A 17,561-nucleotide genomic window follows, 5' to 3' on the forward strand; every position below is an offset into this window, starting at 1 on the left:
TAGACTGTTCACTTTCACACCGGAATAGGCTGTTCACTTTCAGTGGAATATTCAGGAATCACACAACGATCACTTACACGAGCTAAAGGACAAATACATAAGAATCCATTATAGGACAAATGTCTACATCAAGCTTAAGAGTAGTAATGTAGTTTTGAATAAAAAAAATATGTTACATCAAATAGCCCCGGAAGTATTTCAGATTCCTTTAATGCCAAGAAATAGTATCAACTGTTATATTATTGAAGGAGTTTTGGTCGATTCAGGAATACGAAGCTCCTATAGAATTATAAAAAAAGCTCTGCAACAAATTCCAATCCACAAGCATGTACTTACCCATGCACATGCGGACCATCAAGGTTGTAGTGATCAGATATGTACGGATTTTTCTATCCCTTTGTTTTGTCACTCTAACGAAGTCTTTAGAACAGAAACAGGTATGGTGACTAAAGATTATCCAAATCCTCAAAATTTGGTAGCAAAACTTCAACAGAGGTACTGGGCAGGTCAAGGACATATAGTTACAACTACAATAGTTGAAAATGATATGATTGGAAATTTTAGAGTAATAGAGACACCAGGACATTCTGATGGTCATATATCTTTATTTAGAGAAAAAGATGGAATATTGATAATAGGCGATGCTGCTACTAATATGAATCTGCTTACTACAATTAGTGGTTTACATCTTCCACGAAACATGTTTACCTCAGATCAACAGAAAAACATTCAATCTCTTCAAAAGTTAGCGAATTTACATCCTCGTATCATTTGTTTCGGTCATGGACCAATTATGAAAAACATAAATCAGGAGTTTGAGAAATTTGTTGCTAAGAGTAGTATCAAGAAAAACTAACTCAGTTAATAGATATTATAACTAAGTTAGTTTAATAGTAATTACTCCCTCGTACAATCATAGGCTTTTATGCAATAATTCAACTGTACTACGTATGTCAGGGTGATACGAGGGAGTATATTTTATATAGCCCAATTCTTGGAGTTCTTTTAAGTATTTATGATAAGTAGGAAGTGTATTAATATGAGCATATTTCATCAGTTTACGCCTACTTACTATAATTAGTTTACCTTGTTTTTGTAAAAACGCAAACTGAATAATTCCAAGTAGTAGAGCAAAATGCCAGACATTTAGTCTAGCATCATTTTTAAGCTCTACAATATAACGAAGTAGTTTATTTGATATACTCATATACTACTCATTAAAAAGGTTTTCAATATCAGTTCTACTGTAATAATAGGAGCCAAGTATTTTTCTATATCGAAGCTTTCCACTAATGCGAAGTGTTTGTAGTGAAGCTGCTGAAATACTAAGAAGTTGCCTTGCGACTTTTGCTTTTACCCATTCAAGAGAACTCTCCTTTGGAGTTTGACTAAAAAACTCTTTTAATTCTGTAACGATTGTTTGACTAAACAGTCTTAGATCTTCTTTTGTGATTTGATTGTCCATAATAGTTGTTTTTAAGGTTAAACAACTAATTTATGTGGAGAATAGGAGTGCTTAGTATTACTGGAATAATAAAGAAGAGGTTGGCGTTAAAATGAGATGCAAACCAACATTAATTTTTAGTTGTGGCAGGATTCGAACCAACCCTTGTAAATATCTTTAAATCAACTAATTGTCTTGTTTGTAAAAAACCAACTCACCTAATAGCTCACCTTAGTAAATTAGGTTAAAATCAAATATAATGATTTTAAATGTATTAAAAAAGTACTAAAAATTTAAATAATCATCTGTTTTTTTGATTGATGGAAGCGAATATTTTAGTGAAAATATCAGTTTTAGTCTTTGTGTGTTTTTGTTTTGTTTTTCAGTGTTTTGTTGTGTTTATTTTATATTATTAGTTAACTAATTTAATTTGATGTATTTTGTTGTGAAATGATATACTTGTTATGCTATTATTGTGTTGTCGGGGTGTATATTTAGCTTTACTCTAAAGAATTTCTCGAGGCTTACCAAGGGGGCAGATGAAAAAGTTTGAAAAGGCGTAAATTAATTCTATGGATGATTAGCATATTTATAAGAGTCATTATAAGACGTTGCTATTGTATCATATAGTTTTTTCTATGAAATATAGGCGTTAAAGTTCTTAAAGGTGAAGCCGGTCTTAGTTTAGTGAAAGTTTGTGAGGAAATAATAAGATAGGATATGAATCGGATCATGTTCATTTTGTGATACAGCGTGTGCTAAGTTTGTCATTAAGTCAAGATGGTCTCATTAGAAATATTTATTTTAACACTTCTTATAATAACTTTTTTCTCTTTTGTTTCTGTACAACCCAATTATAAAGAAATAATAAACTGTTTTTTTCATTTTTTATCTCATATATTTTAATAAATCGCTTTATTTCTGTTTTACTAGAAGATTTATATTTACTAGATTCTTTAGATACTCCTGAATTGGTCGTTGGTGAAATTGATTATTTATTATAACACCTTTTTTCTTGCTTGATAAAGAGGTGTCTCCTGATACTTTAGGATACATTAGATATTTTAATTCTGAATGCTTTAGTGGTTATTATAAATTTCTTTAGGTTTTCATATTTCATTTTTATTGGTTAGTTAGTATCTCATTATAGGTTAGATACAGGAAGTCTATACAAGGAGGTTTTTACAATAAATACTAACGAATCTCGAGAAGTGTAGCTTTTTAGCACCTTTTTCAAAAATATTTTTCTGAATGGAAAAATATGTGTTCCAAAATGACACACTGGTCAGTAGAATTTGAAAACTGTAGGGTTTTCACTTGGAACACGGAGGTATCGATTGAAGGAGGTACATAATTTTACAGTATGGGAGGTAACTTGGTACTAAAAATCTAGGGATTTAGTCTTGAAATAGCCGTTACGGGGAAGGAGGATACTCTGAGTGCCATTTTTCAAATTCATTTAAATTCCCTAGCAAATACAGGATAACTTGGATTCTATTTTAACAGTTTGATACATTTTAAAACGCTATAAAAGCAAAAGCCACTCCGTTAGGAATGACTTTTTTAATTCTCTTTGTGGGCACAGATTGCAAATCTGCAATATCGAGTACATTACCCTTATTTTTCCTTTTTAAATTTTAAAATCTGTTTTTTTTCAAGTACAACTAATGAATCATTTGTCAGCTTTAAAATTTCCCACTGAAAATAAGACGCATCCTCATCATTAAAAAAATCAATTACTTGACCTTTTATTTCATACTCAAAAACCAATTGCTTATTATTAGGATAAAAGTTCATTCTCATTATCTCATCATTAATATCCAATTTAAGAATTAAATCATTTTCCTTTGCAATCCAGTTACCACAAACAGAATTTATATTAGTTTTACTAACTGGATCATCCGTTATTGAATTGTTTTTTTTTGAGTAAGCAAAAACTGCAATAAAAATAACATAAATCAGAAGAACAATTATCTTTTGAAAGAGGTTTCTATTTTTTAATAACCATGTAAGACCAAAAGTTAAAAGTACACTTATAATACTAGAAAAAAGACTTCCTAAAATTGAAGAAGATTGGAGAACATATTCTTTAAGAAAGAAAAATGTCAATACAAATATAGACACTGAAAATCCAATCGTTTTATAAAATTCTTTATTTAATTTTTGTTTCATTATTTATTAATTTCTGTTTGTTCTTTTATTTCATCTACAACCCCTGCCTGAACTGATGATAGTGTCACTTCTAGTGTTTTGCCTGTTGCTTTTACTCCAATTTGTGTAGCTTTAAACCCTTCTTCTACTGCTGTTTGATACTTATTGATTGCTTGATTAGCAGCTTTATTTGCTTGTCTTCTTCCTAGACCTTGAGCTCTTAAATCTTTTGTAATCTCTTTTTTCATTCCTTTTAAAGTACTTTCGGATGTTTCTTCTGCAAGTTTAGAACCAAAATAATTAGACAAGCCATTTTCCATCCCCTTACTCACTTTTCCTACAGCACCTCCAAGAATTGCATCTGGTATAGCGTAAACTCCATTAACTAAAACTTCATTTTTATCTATTTTACCACCATTTTTAATTGCTTGTTCTGTGGCATTTCCTAACATTCCGCCAACAATGGCAGAAGCCCCTGTTGCATAAATTGTGCCTGCTGTACCTAAAGTCGCTGCACCGCCCACAGCACCTACCGCAACTGTTCCTAAACCCATTGTTGCTCCAGCAACAAATCCTCCACCAGCCAATGCTAATGTTTCTTTCCAACTTTTATTTGTAGCAACACCATAAACTGCGCCTACGGCGGCTCCAATAGCTCCAGTAATTAGAGGTAGAGGGAATCTACCATCAGGGTCAATAAAATATACTGGATTATCCATTGCATAATTATAAGGTGACCATCTACGTCCCTGTTCCGCTAATGGATCCACATTCATCCATCTACCTATAGCAGCATCATAATTACGAGCTCCATAATCATAGAAGTTTAATCCTAATTCCTCTTGCTTTTCCTTACCATTGTACTGATACTTATAATCTTTTATCAGAGCATCATTCTTTTGGTTATACCCCTTATGAGCGAGACCAAAAGGATAATAGTTGGTCTCTTCTATAATCTCAGTAGAAGACTGTATTGTATTATCTCCGCTTTTATCGCTATAAGATAATCTTACATTGCCTAAGTGATCTTTGTACTGATACACATAAGCATTTGTCTCTGCATTAAAGAAACCTTCTGCTGTAGGTAAGAAACTAAGTTTACCTTTTACATACTGAAATCCCCCTAGATAATCTGTTAGCGTAACTACGCCTTTTTCGGTTACTTTCTTCTGTGTTTTCTCCCCTGAAGCTGTATAAAGATACTCTATTTTATCTGTTCCAAAATTAATCTCAACAGGTAAATTTAAGTGATTGTACTTAATCTTGGTTATTTTCTTGTGTTTATCACTTGTTAAATTACCAAAATCATCATAAGCGTAATCAGCACCAGTGGTATTAACTTGTTTAAAACCTTCTTGATTTCCTGAAGCGTCTCTGACTGTTGATAGTTTATTACTACCTGATTCATACCCATAGGTTAGTTTATCTATAACTGTTGTTACTCCTGCTAAAGAAGCTCCATTTCTGTCTAGTTTTAAAATATTTCCATTCTTGTCATATTCTAATTTTTCATCAAAAAGACTAGCAGTAGAGGCTGAATTTAAATCAGGAGCTTTAAAAGAGCCTAAGACTAATCTATTTGCTCCGTCATACACATAACCATAACCTCGCTTTTTATTGTCTATTGCACTTGTCCAGATTTGCTCTGAGATATTACCATTATAAAGCGGTTTTACCCCTGTTAGACCTTGTTCTGATTTATTATAATTAAGCTTTAGAGCAAACAAAGAGCTTTTGCCATTGTTTACTTGATTTATATTACTAACATTATTTATCTCTGTAAGCCATCCTCTTATGTTGTATTTATACTGTGCCTCTTGTAAAAATGTACTAGCTGTTGGAGTGGTACTAGAGCGTTTTCCTCCAATACGTTTTTTCTCTAAAACTCCTAATTCATCATATACATTTTCAAAAACAACTACTTCAGCTAAACTATTAACCTTATGAGTTTGATGTAAGAGTCTTTCAGCGTGATCATACACATATTCTTCTAATACAGTCATTAAAGGAGTTGAAGTATCTTTTTGATGCTTAGTAGTAACCTTTAAAGGTAATCCTGTAAAAGAGTATTTAGTATCTACCTGTGTATATCCACCTAAATAATTTTTTGTATAACTTCTAAGAACACGACTGTTATAGTCATATAACATAAAAGTTATATTAGCTTTCTTTTCACTATTTGTAGTAATCACTCTATTCCATGTTCCGGTTAATAACCCTTTTACATTTTGTATAACCTCTTGTCCTTCTATGGCTGTAAAGTTCGTGGCTGCTCCTGGATAAGCGTAATCATCATAATAATTTACAGATAAAAGCGTTAATCCATCTTTTGGAAATACTGTATTTGTGTAAGCTATTGAAACTCCATCAACAGAAATAGCTCCAGCTCTTTTCTCAAATGAAACAGTACTTGTATTTACATTGTCCTGAAATGTCTTTCGTCCTGCTTCAGTTGGTGCTGTAGCAGAGTAAAAACCGCTGTAAACTACTCTAGAAAACGCATCATATTTAGTTACCATCCAGCCTTGTCTCTCTGTTCCAAATGGATCATATACAGGTCCTATAGCTACAAGTCTATCTCCTTTATCATAGACCATATACTCCCAAGATTTTCCTGGTAGCTTTTTAGCTACTAAGCGATTTTTTGTATCATATTTATACTGATAACCTAGTTTGTCTAGATTAGCTAAAGTGACATCACCGTTTAATAGGGGAGAAGTGACTACTGATAAATTTCCATATTGATCATAGATGTAGTAAGTATCAAGTGTTTCTCCAATGCCTGTGGTAGACCCAGAAGCTCTTAAAGTGTTATTAGGTAAATCTTCAACCGTAGTGGTTGTCTTGTTAATTTCCTTGTCAGCATTCTTCTCTAGATTATCTACTATCTTATCAAAGTTATCTATTACATCTTGTACAGATTTTCCTTTAAGTTCATCACCAATTATATTACTTACACTAGGCATTGGACTTGACATAGGTGCATTAGAGGCTACACTAAAGAGTTTTGGAAGTTCTTGAGTATTGTTATATACTCTTTTTAACACTACTTTTCCTTCTTGATCTTTAAACTCTTCTGTTACATTACCATTTTCATCAGATACTGTTGTAACATAAAGAGAGTTTGCGGGATAAAAACCATTACCAACATTACTAGCTGTAGCATAATCATAAAATCCTTTACTTGCGTTTAATACAGCATTTACACGTCTGTATTTTACTTCATTTGCGGTATTAAATCGATAGGAAAAATCAACTGTATGATCTCCACTAATTTTCCAATCTTCTCCAGGAGCACCTGTTTTTAATACTCTTTTCAGAGGTGATTTCTCATATAGAGTTTCACTATAAGGATTTACAGTGTTTTCATACTTAGGAGTTTTATAATAGTTCAGTGTCCCTGTCTTAGCACTAGCTCCATACTCAGCACTACCATTAGCCGTAGGATAGGCTAAGAAATCTTTTGTCTGACCAATATTTAAATCATACTCTGTATACTTAACGATACTTTTCCTACTTGGACTAGCTCCTACTGCTACTTCCTGTATAGGACGGCCTAGACCATCATAGTAGATCACTTGTGTTTTCTGAGACGCAGTAGTACTACTTTGTTGAGTTCCTTGTGTATACTGAGTAGTCTTTATATAATTTTGAGTTTTTGTCTGAGCCAATAGAGTATTTAAACAACAAATACTTAATAGACCTATATATTTATATATCTTCATATCATTATAGCTTTAGTTGTTTTTATAATTGTACTCGTACTCTTGAAGGATATTACCTTTATCATCCTTAATTAATTTAAGACGATTGAATTTATCATAATCGTAATATTGTGATGTATTATTTGAATTAACTTTTTCAATTAAATTTATTTCATATTTATCATATATATATCCTTCAACATTAACACCATCCTTTTTATTCCAATTTGCTATTTTTTCTTTAAATTCCTTATACATTTGTGCTTCCAAGTCTAACCATGCGAAGATAGTTACAGGTTTATATTCACTACCATGCATTTTAAGGATAACATTTCCATATCTATATTGAAATGCTGTTGGAATATTATTTTTATCTATCACTTCCTTAACTGCTCCGAGACAATCAGATTTACCATCTTCTGCATTAAAGTATTTAATACTTTTGAACATTTCTTCAGGGGTACCGTCTTTTTTTTGAACAATTATGTTCTCTAACCTAAATATATTTCCGCCAATGTCCTTATATAAATTCTCAGTTGTAAATAATGTTTCTCCATTTCTTTTAGATATTTTTTTCATTACATTAGAAAGAACATTATCCTGAATCATTTGTTTGTAATCTGCTTTAGAAGAGTTTAAATCTTGTACGTACTGGTAATTTTCCTCAATCTTATCTAATCCAAAAAATTGAGTTGTTTTTTGAGTTAAGAAATTGTGATATCCGCTATTATAATTATAGTTCTCAATAGTTTTTCTACTTACTCCATTTTCATATTCAGTAATATTTTTTTGAATCACATTCATGGTTCCTCCAACAAAGAAAGATTTTCTATACACATCAGGATTAGTTCTACCATAACTAAGTTGATCTATTTCTGTATTACCATAATATCTCAAAAACTTATATAAAGGAACTACATTTTTAAAATTACTACTTTGGTAGGTGGGTACTGTGTTACTATAAGTAATACCACTACTAGCTAAATATGGAAAATCAAACTCTTTATCATAATTAGCATCTACCATATCTTTTATAGTATACCCATCTGTCCAAATAAAAGGATGGCTGTTTTGTTTATAAAAATTATAAACAAACTCTTCTTCTCTTTGTAATGTCCAACTGTTATTATTGTATTTATATGATTTATCTTTTATTAGTTTACCTCTTGTCCATCCTAAGTCAATTGGAACATGAAATGGGAATACATAAAAATGCCCTCTGTTACCGTAACTAGTATAATATCTTTCATTTTTTACTAGATTAGGAGTTTCTTCAGTGACCATATAATATCCTATTTCACCAGTATTATAATCCTCTATTAAACCACCTGTAATATATTTCCCATATAGATAGAATACTTTATTACCTACTTGACGCTGAATCATACTATAAGCCGGTATAGAATATATTCTACCCGTAGATATTCCATTTAATTCATAAGAGAAATTACTTGTGTTTACAAGTGAATTATCAGTATAATAGTTGATACTTTTTACTCTATTGGCCGGACCATATACTTCATTTCCTAAACTAGTAGTCCTTATAGGTTTTAACCAACGAAGATATAAATACTTAAAATAAGAAGGTGTTATTACCTTATTAGCTTCATAATCTATTTTTATAGTTCCTTTTGTAGCATTTATAACTTCAGTTAAAAGTCCTATTGAACTATAATAAGGATCTACCTCTCTGTTAAGGTTGTATGTATTTTCAATAAAACTATTGTTTTTCTTACCATTATAATATCCCCATAAATCTACTGATTTTGAAAAGATATTAGGCATTGGCATAGCATCATTATACTTAAATTGATACTCCGAAATAAACTCTTTTTTTTCAGTGTCATAAGACTTTATTTCTTTTAAGAACATCCTTTTTTGAGTATCTTTTTCATTTCTTAAATGACCTATCATATTACTTATGGATGTATTATTTGTATAGGAATAATCTAACTTCTTAACTAGATAAGGTGTATTAGAAACGTTACCATAAACAATTATTTCACTTAATGCTTTTGCTCCAGGTAAATCTTGCCTTCCATGATCGTATCTAAAAATATAGGCTCCCTTATCAGAAAAATTCACACTTGACAGCATCATTTCTTTTCCGTAAGTATCAGTGTAATAAATCATCTCTTGTATTGAATATTTAATATTACCAAAATCATCTTCAGTCTGTACATTATCATAAGCTATTGAAGATACTGATTTATATTGAGTATCATTAATTATATAATCAAAGGTAATTTCTTTCTTGTTTTCAGTGATGATTTTCACTAATTTCCAAGTAAGAATTGTATTTGCGTTACCTGAATTTCCCATATCATGAACTCTATCTTGATTGTCTATCATATAAGTATAAGACGTTCCTCTATATTCGATTGCAGAATTATTACCTTTTTCATCTTTTCCAAAATAATATTGATTACCTCTAGCATCTGTTATTACAAATCTATCAATCACTTTAGAATTAGATTTAAAAAATATTTTCACTTTTAGATCTTCATAAGTTTGTAAGACAGGTTCAAAAGTTGTATTATCAATAATAAAAGATCCAGAAACACCATTAAAATCAAAATAATACATATCTGGTTCCATATCTGGCTTTTCTGGAGCACCTGCTATAAACTTATCTGCGATTCTTGTTCTTAAGGTTTTATCTGCTTCAAAGTTTTTGCTAGACCCTTCCCCAAATGTTAAATAACCTAAATTACTTTCATCTTCGCTATCTCGAACTACTCTACTGATTTGACCTCCAACTACTAAGTTCCATCCTAAACCTACTGAAGAGGCTCTATTAGCTACTTTGTTAGCTTTACTATCATAACTCAATGTAATTGGCACTTCGAATCCGTAATAATTCATTGAATAAATAGGAATATTAAAGTCTAATTTACCTTGACTATTTTTAGAGTCTAGATTACTTTTACCTATTAAACTTGCACTCTCAGGAAGTGGAGGGGTTATATTACTTACCATATCTTTACTTGGAGTAATATTTTGAGCTTGACAGATAAAACTGTATAGAATTAAAAAGTATAGTATTGTTTGTTTCATTTGTTATTTCTTTAAAATATTTATACTTCCTTCCATAGTATCAGTTTTGATTGATATTATGTAAGCACCTTTTGGAAAACCACCAAGATTTATTGCTTCTGTTTGATGTTTAATCACTTGTTGATGTAATAAACGCCCACTTAAATCATATAGTTTTAATACCCCTATGTTATATTCAGTAGGAATTATAATATTAGTATAGGTAACAACTGGATTAGGTACAGCTTCGAGTTTTGGTTTTTCTAAATCGTTTACATCCTCAGATTTTTCATCTTTAGTGTTATCTTCTGATGATTTTGCTTTTAATTTTACAAACCAAAAGTCATTCATTCCCCTATGTGAACTTTTTTCTCTACTTTTCCCACTATCTGAGGTTCCAGCAAAAACATAAGCCCCGTCTCTGGTTTCTATAAATTTAGATAATACATTTTCTCCTCTTCCTGAAATGCTTTTTTCCCAGATAACATAACCTTCTTTGTCAAGTAAAGTACCTAGATAACTTACTTTGGTATCTTGGCTTGTTTTTTCTTGTGTTGTACCACCTAAAAACATATCTCCTTTTTCATTTATATAGGCATTGCTTAGATAATTTTTTACTCCATAGCCATAACTGATTTCTTGGACAACTTCTCCTTGAGTGTCAAGTTCCAAAATCCAATAATCTATTTCAGATTCTAGTGAGCTATTTTTAGCAATTCCAGCATTAGAATCAGATATTCCATAAACTCTATAGCTGTCTTTATTTACTTCTTGGATTTGTTTTAGCTGATCATTGCCCTCTGCTCCATAGGACTTTTGCCAAAGTTCTTTTCCATCAGAACTAATCTTAATTACCCAATAATCGTTATTACCAAATGCTTCACTTGTCTTATTACCACTAATACCAGAGTTGCTATATCCACCAATTAAGAACCCCTTATCACTAGTTGAAATAATATCAGAAGCGATATCATCGTATTCACCACCAAAACTTCTTTGCCACTTTATAGTTCCTTGTGAGTTAATTCTTACTACCCAAATATCTTGTCCTCCAAAATAAGGTTCGGTTTTATTGCCTCCTTCTATCGAATTACTATTAATAAGAGCTATATAATCACCACCTGCTAGAGGCAACAATTTTACTAGATCTTCACTTTCCGACCCTCCAAGCGTAGTTTGCCATAATACATTACGAGCAGCATCAAGTTTTATTATCCAAGCATCTGCTTTTCCAATTAAGTCTTTCTCTTTAAAGATATCCTTTGTACTACTAGAGGTAAGACCAAGAATATATCCACCGTCTTCTTTGGTAAAATCAATGCTCTTAAGATAGTTATCTCCATCACCTCCAATACGCATCTCCCATTCTTTTTTTCCACTAGCTTTCATTTTCCAAAGCCAAGCATCATAGTTACCAATCCTTTGTTTTGAGATGTCTCCGCTTTTATTTGATTGGGTTGTGCCTGCAAGTAAAAAACCATTGTCTAGAGTCGGCTTTAAATCAAACAAAAACTCTGAATTGTTACCTCCTATTGTTTTTTCCCAAAGTACTTTTTGCGAAAAACAATTAATGGAACTACAGAGTAATGTGATTATAAAAACCGACTTTTTTTTAAAAGTAATTTTAGAATTCATTAAATATTTTTTATGTTAATAAGATTGCGAATTTATAAAAAATACAATTGTTAGAAAATAATATTATTTCTGTTTAGCTCTTTTTGTATATTATAATGTGCATTATTGATAAAAAAAAGACAGATATGGGTTTAGTAGATTATTTATAATATTTAAAGTTTGTAGTTTGGTCATCATTTTAACGTTATTAATTGAAATTAAATTTATTTATACTTGATAAAAATAAAAACCATACTTTGGGTTAACCTTCTAGTATACTGAGATTAGACTTTTTTAAAGTAAAGTATATTTAGCTATCTTTTTTCATATACTCCTCTAAGACTTCTTTTAATTTATCCAAATAACACGTTTTGGATTTAGCTCTTGTTTTCATGCGGTGAAAGGCATGATGTATATCTAAGAGTTTTATACCAAATAACTCTTGAAATAACATTGCTATTTTGCGTATTTCTCCTTTACCATTATTAATAGACCCTGATAGATAAAGTGCGTAGATAAGTTCTATGAGCGCATTTTGAGATTCTGACCACACTAAATTAGATGATATTATCTGATTAGTACTAATATCATATTCTTGTATTTTCTCATGAAGATAATTCTGAAGTAAGTCATGAGCTATTATACGAGCAATCTTATAATCATAATAAGTGGAGAAAAGAGCATCTATTTCAAAGATGAAACTGTTTATACCGATGAGTAAATCCGTTTTACCAAGAGTAAAGTACTCGATGTCTTTATCGTTACGGTTAGCGTTGTAGTATTTATAAAATTCATTGTGAGCAAAATACTTCTTATACTCCAGGTTTAATTCTTCCAGATGCTTATGATAGTATTTATTCTTAACAATGATATCTATTGGACAGCTTGTTTCTATAGAATAGATCTTATTATAGAAGATTAGTTTGCCTAAGATTTGAGGTTTAATTACTTTAAAAAAATCAATCTCGTCTTTTTGATTTTTGAACCCTACCCGAAGTATTTCTTCTTTTAGCTTTATAAGTAGAAGTCTTAAGAATTGAATCATTTCGTAAGCTTTTGAAATAGAAGCTGAATCAATTAAGTTTAGTTCAATTTCCTTTGATTCGATTTGTTTTAATACGCTTTTGTGCTGTGTGTTTAGTGTCATAATTAATGAGTATTGGTTAATTATGCACCGAGTTAAAAACCTATAGTATTAGCCCTTTTAAAATAAAATAAATCAAAACTAGAAGTCAATACGTGAAAACACTGTAAAATATGCGGAAAACACGTATTGCAAATTGTTTGAAAATTATAAATATTTATGTTTTAATTTTTAAATTACTAATTTTATGGAAGTTACTAAAAATAGTGCAGATCAAATTAGCCTAGAAAAGGCTGTAGAACTTACACACTCTTATCAGGAAAACAACCCTGATTTACCTAAGAGTTACTTTATTGGAACAAATAAATTAAACGAACTACTGTCTCAAGACGGGGGTATAGGAGTTCGTATTTATCCAGGTTTAGATAAGGCAACTAACAAAGTAAATTTAGTCTTAGTAGGAGTGGACCAAACAGGAGAGGATTTAACAAATGGTGTTATTGTTGATCACCTTGTTATTTGTCCTCCTTTATGTCCTAAAGACAGTAAACTTATTAAGTAATGACTATATGTTGTACAGCATACTCTTATATGCAACACTTCTTATGGGCTGCATGCCTATTGTGTTGTTTATATCTGGTAGAAAATATAAAAGTATACCTAGTAGATCTGTTGTGCCTTTAATTAGTCTTATGGCATTTTCATCTTTATATGAATTTGTTGTTAGTTTACAATTAAAGGTAAGTGTTCTTTGGTGGTATCAGATATATTCTCTTTTAGAGTTTAGTGCTGTATATTATTTATTTAGTCATTGTATAAGACAAAGACCTAAAGCTTTTTTTAAAGTTTCTCTAGGTCTTTTTCTTTTGTTCTATGTTTTGTCAATCTTTTATTTTAATACTAAATCAGCGTTTTTATCCACAAGTATTAACAAGACCTATATTACTTTATTTGTTTTGGTAGGTAGCTTTTTGTGGATTAGACAGATATCTAATGAAAAACAGATTTTAAAGTTATACAAAGAAGGGCTTTTCTATGTTATTATGGGATTGTTTTTCTATTACAGCACTACTATTTCTTTGTTTATGCTTATTAGCTGTATTAACAAAGATGATTTATATATGGGTGATATTTGGCTAGTTAATGTACTAGCAAATTTGATATTAAGAATAACATTATCAGTGGGAGTATGGAAAATAAACTAGAATTGTTTTTTTGGCTTGGCACTTTTATTATGATCTCACTAGCTATCATGGTTATTATCATTGTTGTGATTTACCAAAAAAGAATCAATCAATATCAAAATGACATATTAAAAGAGCAATTAAGAACCAACTTAATTGTAGAACACAAAGAAAGAGAAAGGATCGCCAAGGAACTACACGATGGTATTTGTAGTGATCTTGGAAATTTAAAAAACCTTATGATTCTTTTAAATCTTAGTGAAGATCAAGAAGAAATAGCTAAAGTAAAGGCTGATTTATACGATGGAATAATTTTTTGTTATGAGGAAGCTGTTAGAATCAGTTATAATTTATCCCCACCTCTTATCAAAGACAATACAATAACAGAGCTTTTAAATAACTATGTAACTAGAGTATCTAAAGTAACTAGTATTCAATTTTATTTTAATTCTACAAAAGCCAGTTTTGTTTTAAGTGATATTCAAAAGTTAGAGCTATATAGAATTGTACAGGAACTCACCCAGAACATTCTTAAACACAGTGGGGCAAGCTTTGTTGAGATATACCTTGTATGGAGTAGATACGATCTAGTTTTATATCTGCTTGATGATGGGGTTGAGTATGATTTTAATGCAAAATCAAAAAGTGTGGGACTTGGACTTTATAATATAAAGACAAGAATAGATCAGATTAAGGCTAAGTTTAGCCATGAATCTACCAGTAAAGGTAATCAGATTAGTATAACCGTTAATAAACAAAGTAATGATTAGAATAGCTATAGTTGACGATCATAGATTGTTTAGACAGAATTTTTCAAATGTATTTTCAAAAATAGAAGATATTGAAGTTTTATTTGATTGTTCTAATGGTATTGAACTATTAGAAAAACTAAAAAGAATTAGTGTTGATATTGTCTTTTTAGATATTTCGATGCCAATTATGGACGGATATCAAGTGGCTAGTTTACTTGAGAAAAATCATCCAAATGTCAAGGTACTTATACTTACAAGTTTTTGTGACGATCGTAGTATAAAAAGAATGCTTAAATATAATATATCAGGATATTTAACTAAAAATATTTCCTTTTCTAAACTTAAAGAAGCTATTTACTGTGTGTATACAGACGGAGTATATTATGATATAGAAATACAAGATACAGTCAGTAAAGTCAAAGAGCAAAAAGATAATGAGGAAGTTGTTTTTACAAGTAAAGAAATTGAGTTAATCAAACTCTATGCAATGCAATATACCCTTAGCGAGATTGCAGATAAACTTAATTTAAGTCCGCGTACTATTGAAAAGATGAAAGAAAATTTGATGGATAGAACAGGCTCTAGTAATTTTATAGGAGTCATTATCTATGCACTTCGTTGGCACTATATTGAGGATATTGATGAGAAAGAGAATAAAGAGAGGAAAACACGGTAAAAATACCGTGAAATCACGTATTGATTTGAATTACTGATGATTGTAGATTTGGGGTATCCCAAAATGCAACCACCATGAAAGCCAAGTATGTCCTTATTGTACGTTATTTTGTTGTACTACTTTTTGTCTATGCAGCAATAAGTAAACTAATTACATTTGAAGAGTTTAAAGTACAACTTACTCAGTCCCCACTACTAAGCATGTATGCTGGTATTATCGCTTATCTAGTTGTAATATCAGAGCTTGTTATTGCTTTTTTACTTACTCTAAGATCTAAAAGGCTTTTAGGACTATACTTAAGTTATGGTCTAATGGTTGCATTTACCATTTATATCTACTTAATATTAAACTACAGTGATTTTATTCCTTGTTCTTGTGGAGGAGTCCTGGAAAAACTTGGCTGGAATGAACATCTATGGTTTAATATAATAACTAGTGTTTTAATTCTGCTTAGTATATTTTATACAGAAGATAAACCAAAACGATTCTGCCTCTTATCAGTTGCTACCACTCTTGTTAGTATTCTTACAGTTATACTTCTTTTTGTGTCATCTGAACACATTATAAAAAAAGAGAACCCTTTTATAAGAAGATACTTGCCTCATGGAGTAGCAGAAGAGGATACCTTGGATTTAAAGGTAAACACTTTTTACTTCTCTGGATACCATAAAGACAAAGTGTATCTAGGTAATAGTAAATCTCCACTTATATTTATTAGTGTAGATTCTCTAATGCAAAGAGAGGATTATACTATAAAAATAGATTCAACTCAGTTTAAATACACCTATCTAAAACTAAGGACAGTCTATCCTTATTTCTATTTAGCAGACGGATCTATCCCTATAGTTTATAAAGGACAATTAAACACAACTGAAAAAACAAAACAAACAGAAATATTTAGCTTTAAAGAAGCTTATTTTTCAGACTACACCCCAATAGATTCTACCTTAATTGTTATAAAGAGTCAAAGCAGTAAAGATTATAAACACATACTAGGGCTTATCAATATAAACAATAAGCCAAGAGTTTCTATTAACTCTAAACTATTAGAGAGTAACTCCGATGGAGTATTTGACACAGATGGTAGTTTTAGTTATAGCAAAGAAAACAAGACTTTAATCTATACCTATTATTATAAGAATCAGTACGTTTTAACTAGCTCTAGTCTAGAACTCTTAAACAGACAAAATACTATTGACACAACCCAAACCGCCCTTATTACAGCCGCTAAATTAGCATCAGGAGAGCATAAAATGACAACTCCAATGAGCGCTATAAATCAAAAGGTAGTAGTTAAAAACAATCTCTTGTTTATTGTATCAAACTCTCTTGGACAGAAGGAGTCCAAGGCAATCTGGAAGCAAGCTAGTATTGTGGATATCTACGACTTTAAAAAAGACAGTTATATCGCAAGCTTTTACATCAACCACCTAGGGGAAGATAAGCTTATAGATTTAATTGTCACAGACCATTACATCTATGGTCTATTTGACCAAAAACTTGTTCGTTATAGACTGGCCAAATCACTAACAGACAAGTTTGAGTAAAGTTTAGCTTAACTTTTAAAACAAGCTATTAACCAATAATACTTTATTAATTATGAAAAGATTTCTAAAATCAGCAGGATTGCCAATCGGTGTATTTGCTCTTGCTATCGGTAGTGCATTTGCAACAAATGCAATGAAAAACACATTATCAGTGGAACCTGGGTATCAAAGAATAGATTCTCAAGGGCTTGAGTGTGATGATCCTGAGGTAATGTGTGATTCACAAGGAACAGTAACTTGTACATGGAAAGACGCTTCAAATATAACTCATAATTTATATGGAAAGCGCTTTAATGAAGCATTAAATAAAACAGTGTGTACTTTACCACTGTATAAAATACAAACTCCTTAGCATTAAGTTAAACGCCC

General features: G+C 30.9%; 12 protein-coding genes. 6 read left to right on the forward strand and 6 right to left on the reverse strand.

The window, feature by feature from the left end:
* The first annotated feature begins 169 nt into the window (after nucleotides 1-169).
* Nucleotides 170-856 (forward strand): MBL fold metallo-hydrolase, encoded by a 687-nt coding sequence (locus tag AABL85_RS11165; protein WP_341310129.1) that lies wholly within the window; start codon nucleotides 170-172, stop codon nucleotides 854-856.
* Nucleotides 857-1,210: 354 nt separating this feature from the next.
* Here AABL85_RS11165 and AABL85_RS11170 read toward each other — a convergent pair whose 3' ends face one another.
* The 6 genes from AABL85_RS11170 to AABL85_RS11195 all read right to left on the reverse strand — a co-directional run bounded on the left by AABL85_RS11170 (nucleotide 1,211) and on the right by AABL85_RS11195 (nucleotide 13,096).
* On the reverse strand, nucleotides 1,211-1,465 hold the full coding sequence (locus AABL85_RS11170; RefSeq protein ID WP_006260091.1) for a DNA-binding protein: 255 nt from the start codon (nucleotides 1,463-1,465) through the stop codon (nucleotides 1,211-1,213).
* A 1,596-nt stretch (nucleotides 1,466-3,061) separates the two neighbouring features.
* Nucleotides 3,062-3,616, reverse strand: coding sequence for a hypothetical protein (locus AABL85_RS11175; RefSeq protein ID WP_341310130.1), 555 nt, complete (start codon nucleotides 3,614-3,616; stop codon nucleotides 3,062-3,064).
* Nucleotides 3,616-7,320 carry a DUF6443 domain-containing protein gene (locus AABL85_RS11180; protein ID WP_341310131.1) on the reverse strand — a complete coding sequence of 1,235 codons (3,705 nt, stop codon included), beginning with the start codon at nucleotides 7,318-7,320 and terminating at the stop codon, nucleotides 3,616-3,618. Before AABL85_RS11180 ends, AABL85_RS11175 begins: the two co-directional genes overlap by 1 nt.
* 12 nt (nucleotides 7,321-7,332) lie before the next feature.
* Complete coding sequence (locus AABL85_RS11185; protein WP_341310132.1) at nucleotides 7,333-10,356, reverse strand: hypothetical protein; 3,024 nt, start codon at nucleotides 10,354-10,356, stop codon at nucleotides 7,333-7,335.
* 3 nt (nucleotides 10,357-10,359) lie between these two features.
* The gene (locus AABL85_RS11190; protein ID WP_341310133.1) at nucleotides 10,360-11,970 is read right to left on the reverse strand and encodes a T9SS type A sorting domain-containing protein; all 1,611 of its coding nucleotides are present in this window, start codon (nucleotides 11,968-11,970) and stop codon (nucleotides 10,360-10,362) included.
* Between the two features lie 289 nt (nucleotides 11,971-12,259).
* Nucleotides 12,260-13,096, reverse strand: a complete 837-nt coding sequence (locus AABL85_RS11195; protein ID WP_341310134.1) for an RteC domain-containing protein — start codon at nucleotides 13,094-13,096, stop codon at nucleotides 12,260-12,262.
* A gap of 184 nt (nucleotides 13,097-13,280) precedes the next feature.
* Here AABL85_RS11195 and AABL85_RS11200 point away from each other — a divergent pair, with 184 nt between their 5' ends.
* From AABL85_RS11200 to AABL85_RS11220, 5 genes are all read left to right on the forward strand, one after another.
* The gene (locus tag AABL85_RS11200; RefSeq protein WP_006260930.1) at nucleotides 13,281-13,595 is read left to right on the forward strand and encodes a hypothetical protein; all 315 of its coding nucleotides are present in this window, start codon (nucleotides 13,281-13,283) and stop codon (nucleotides 13,593-13,595) included.
* 627 nt (nucleotides 13,596-14,222) lie between these two features.
* Nucleotides 14,223-14,987 carry a sensor histidine kinase gene (locus AABL85_RS11205; RefSeq protein WP_006260932.1) on the forward strand — a complete coding sequence of 255 codons (765 nt, stop codon included), beginning with the start codon at nucleotides 14,223-14,225 and terminating at the stop codon, nucleotides 14,985-14,987.
* Nucleotides 14,980-15,645: a response regulator transcription factor gene (locus tag AABL85_RS11210; RefSeq protein ID WP_006260933.1), complete on the forward strand. Its 666-nt coding sequence runs from the start codon at nucleotides 14,980-14,982 to the stop codon at nucleotides 15,643-15,645. The genes AABL85_RS11205 and AABL85_RS11210 overlap by 8 nt, the downstream gene beginning before the upstream one ends.
* A gap of 74 nt (nucleotides 15,646-15,719) precedes the next feature.
* Complete coding sequence (locus AABL85_RS11215; protein WP_341310135.1) at nucleotides 15,720-17,192, forward strand: MauE/DoxX family redox-associated membrane protein; 1,473 nt, start codon at nucleotides 15,720-15,722, stop codon at nucleotides 17,190-17,192.
* A gap of 52 nt (nucleotides 17,193-17,244) precedes the next feature.
* Nucleotides 17,245-17,544, forward strand: a complete 300-nt coding sequence (locus AABL85_RS11220; protein WP_160339612.1) for a DUF6520 family protein — start codon at nucleotides 17,245-17,247, stop codon at nucleotides 17,542-17,544.
* The last annotated feature ends 17 nt before the right edge of the window (nucleotides 17,545-17,561 follow it).

It is taken from the genome of Myroides odoratimimus, assembly GCF_038039805.1.
Classification (GTDB): Bacteria; Bacteroidota; Bacteroidia; order Flavobacteriales; family Flavobacteriaceae; genus Flavobacterium; species Flavobacterium odoratimimum_B.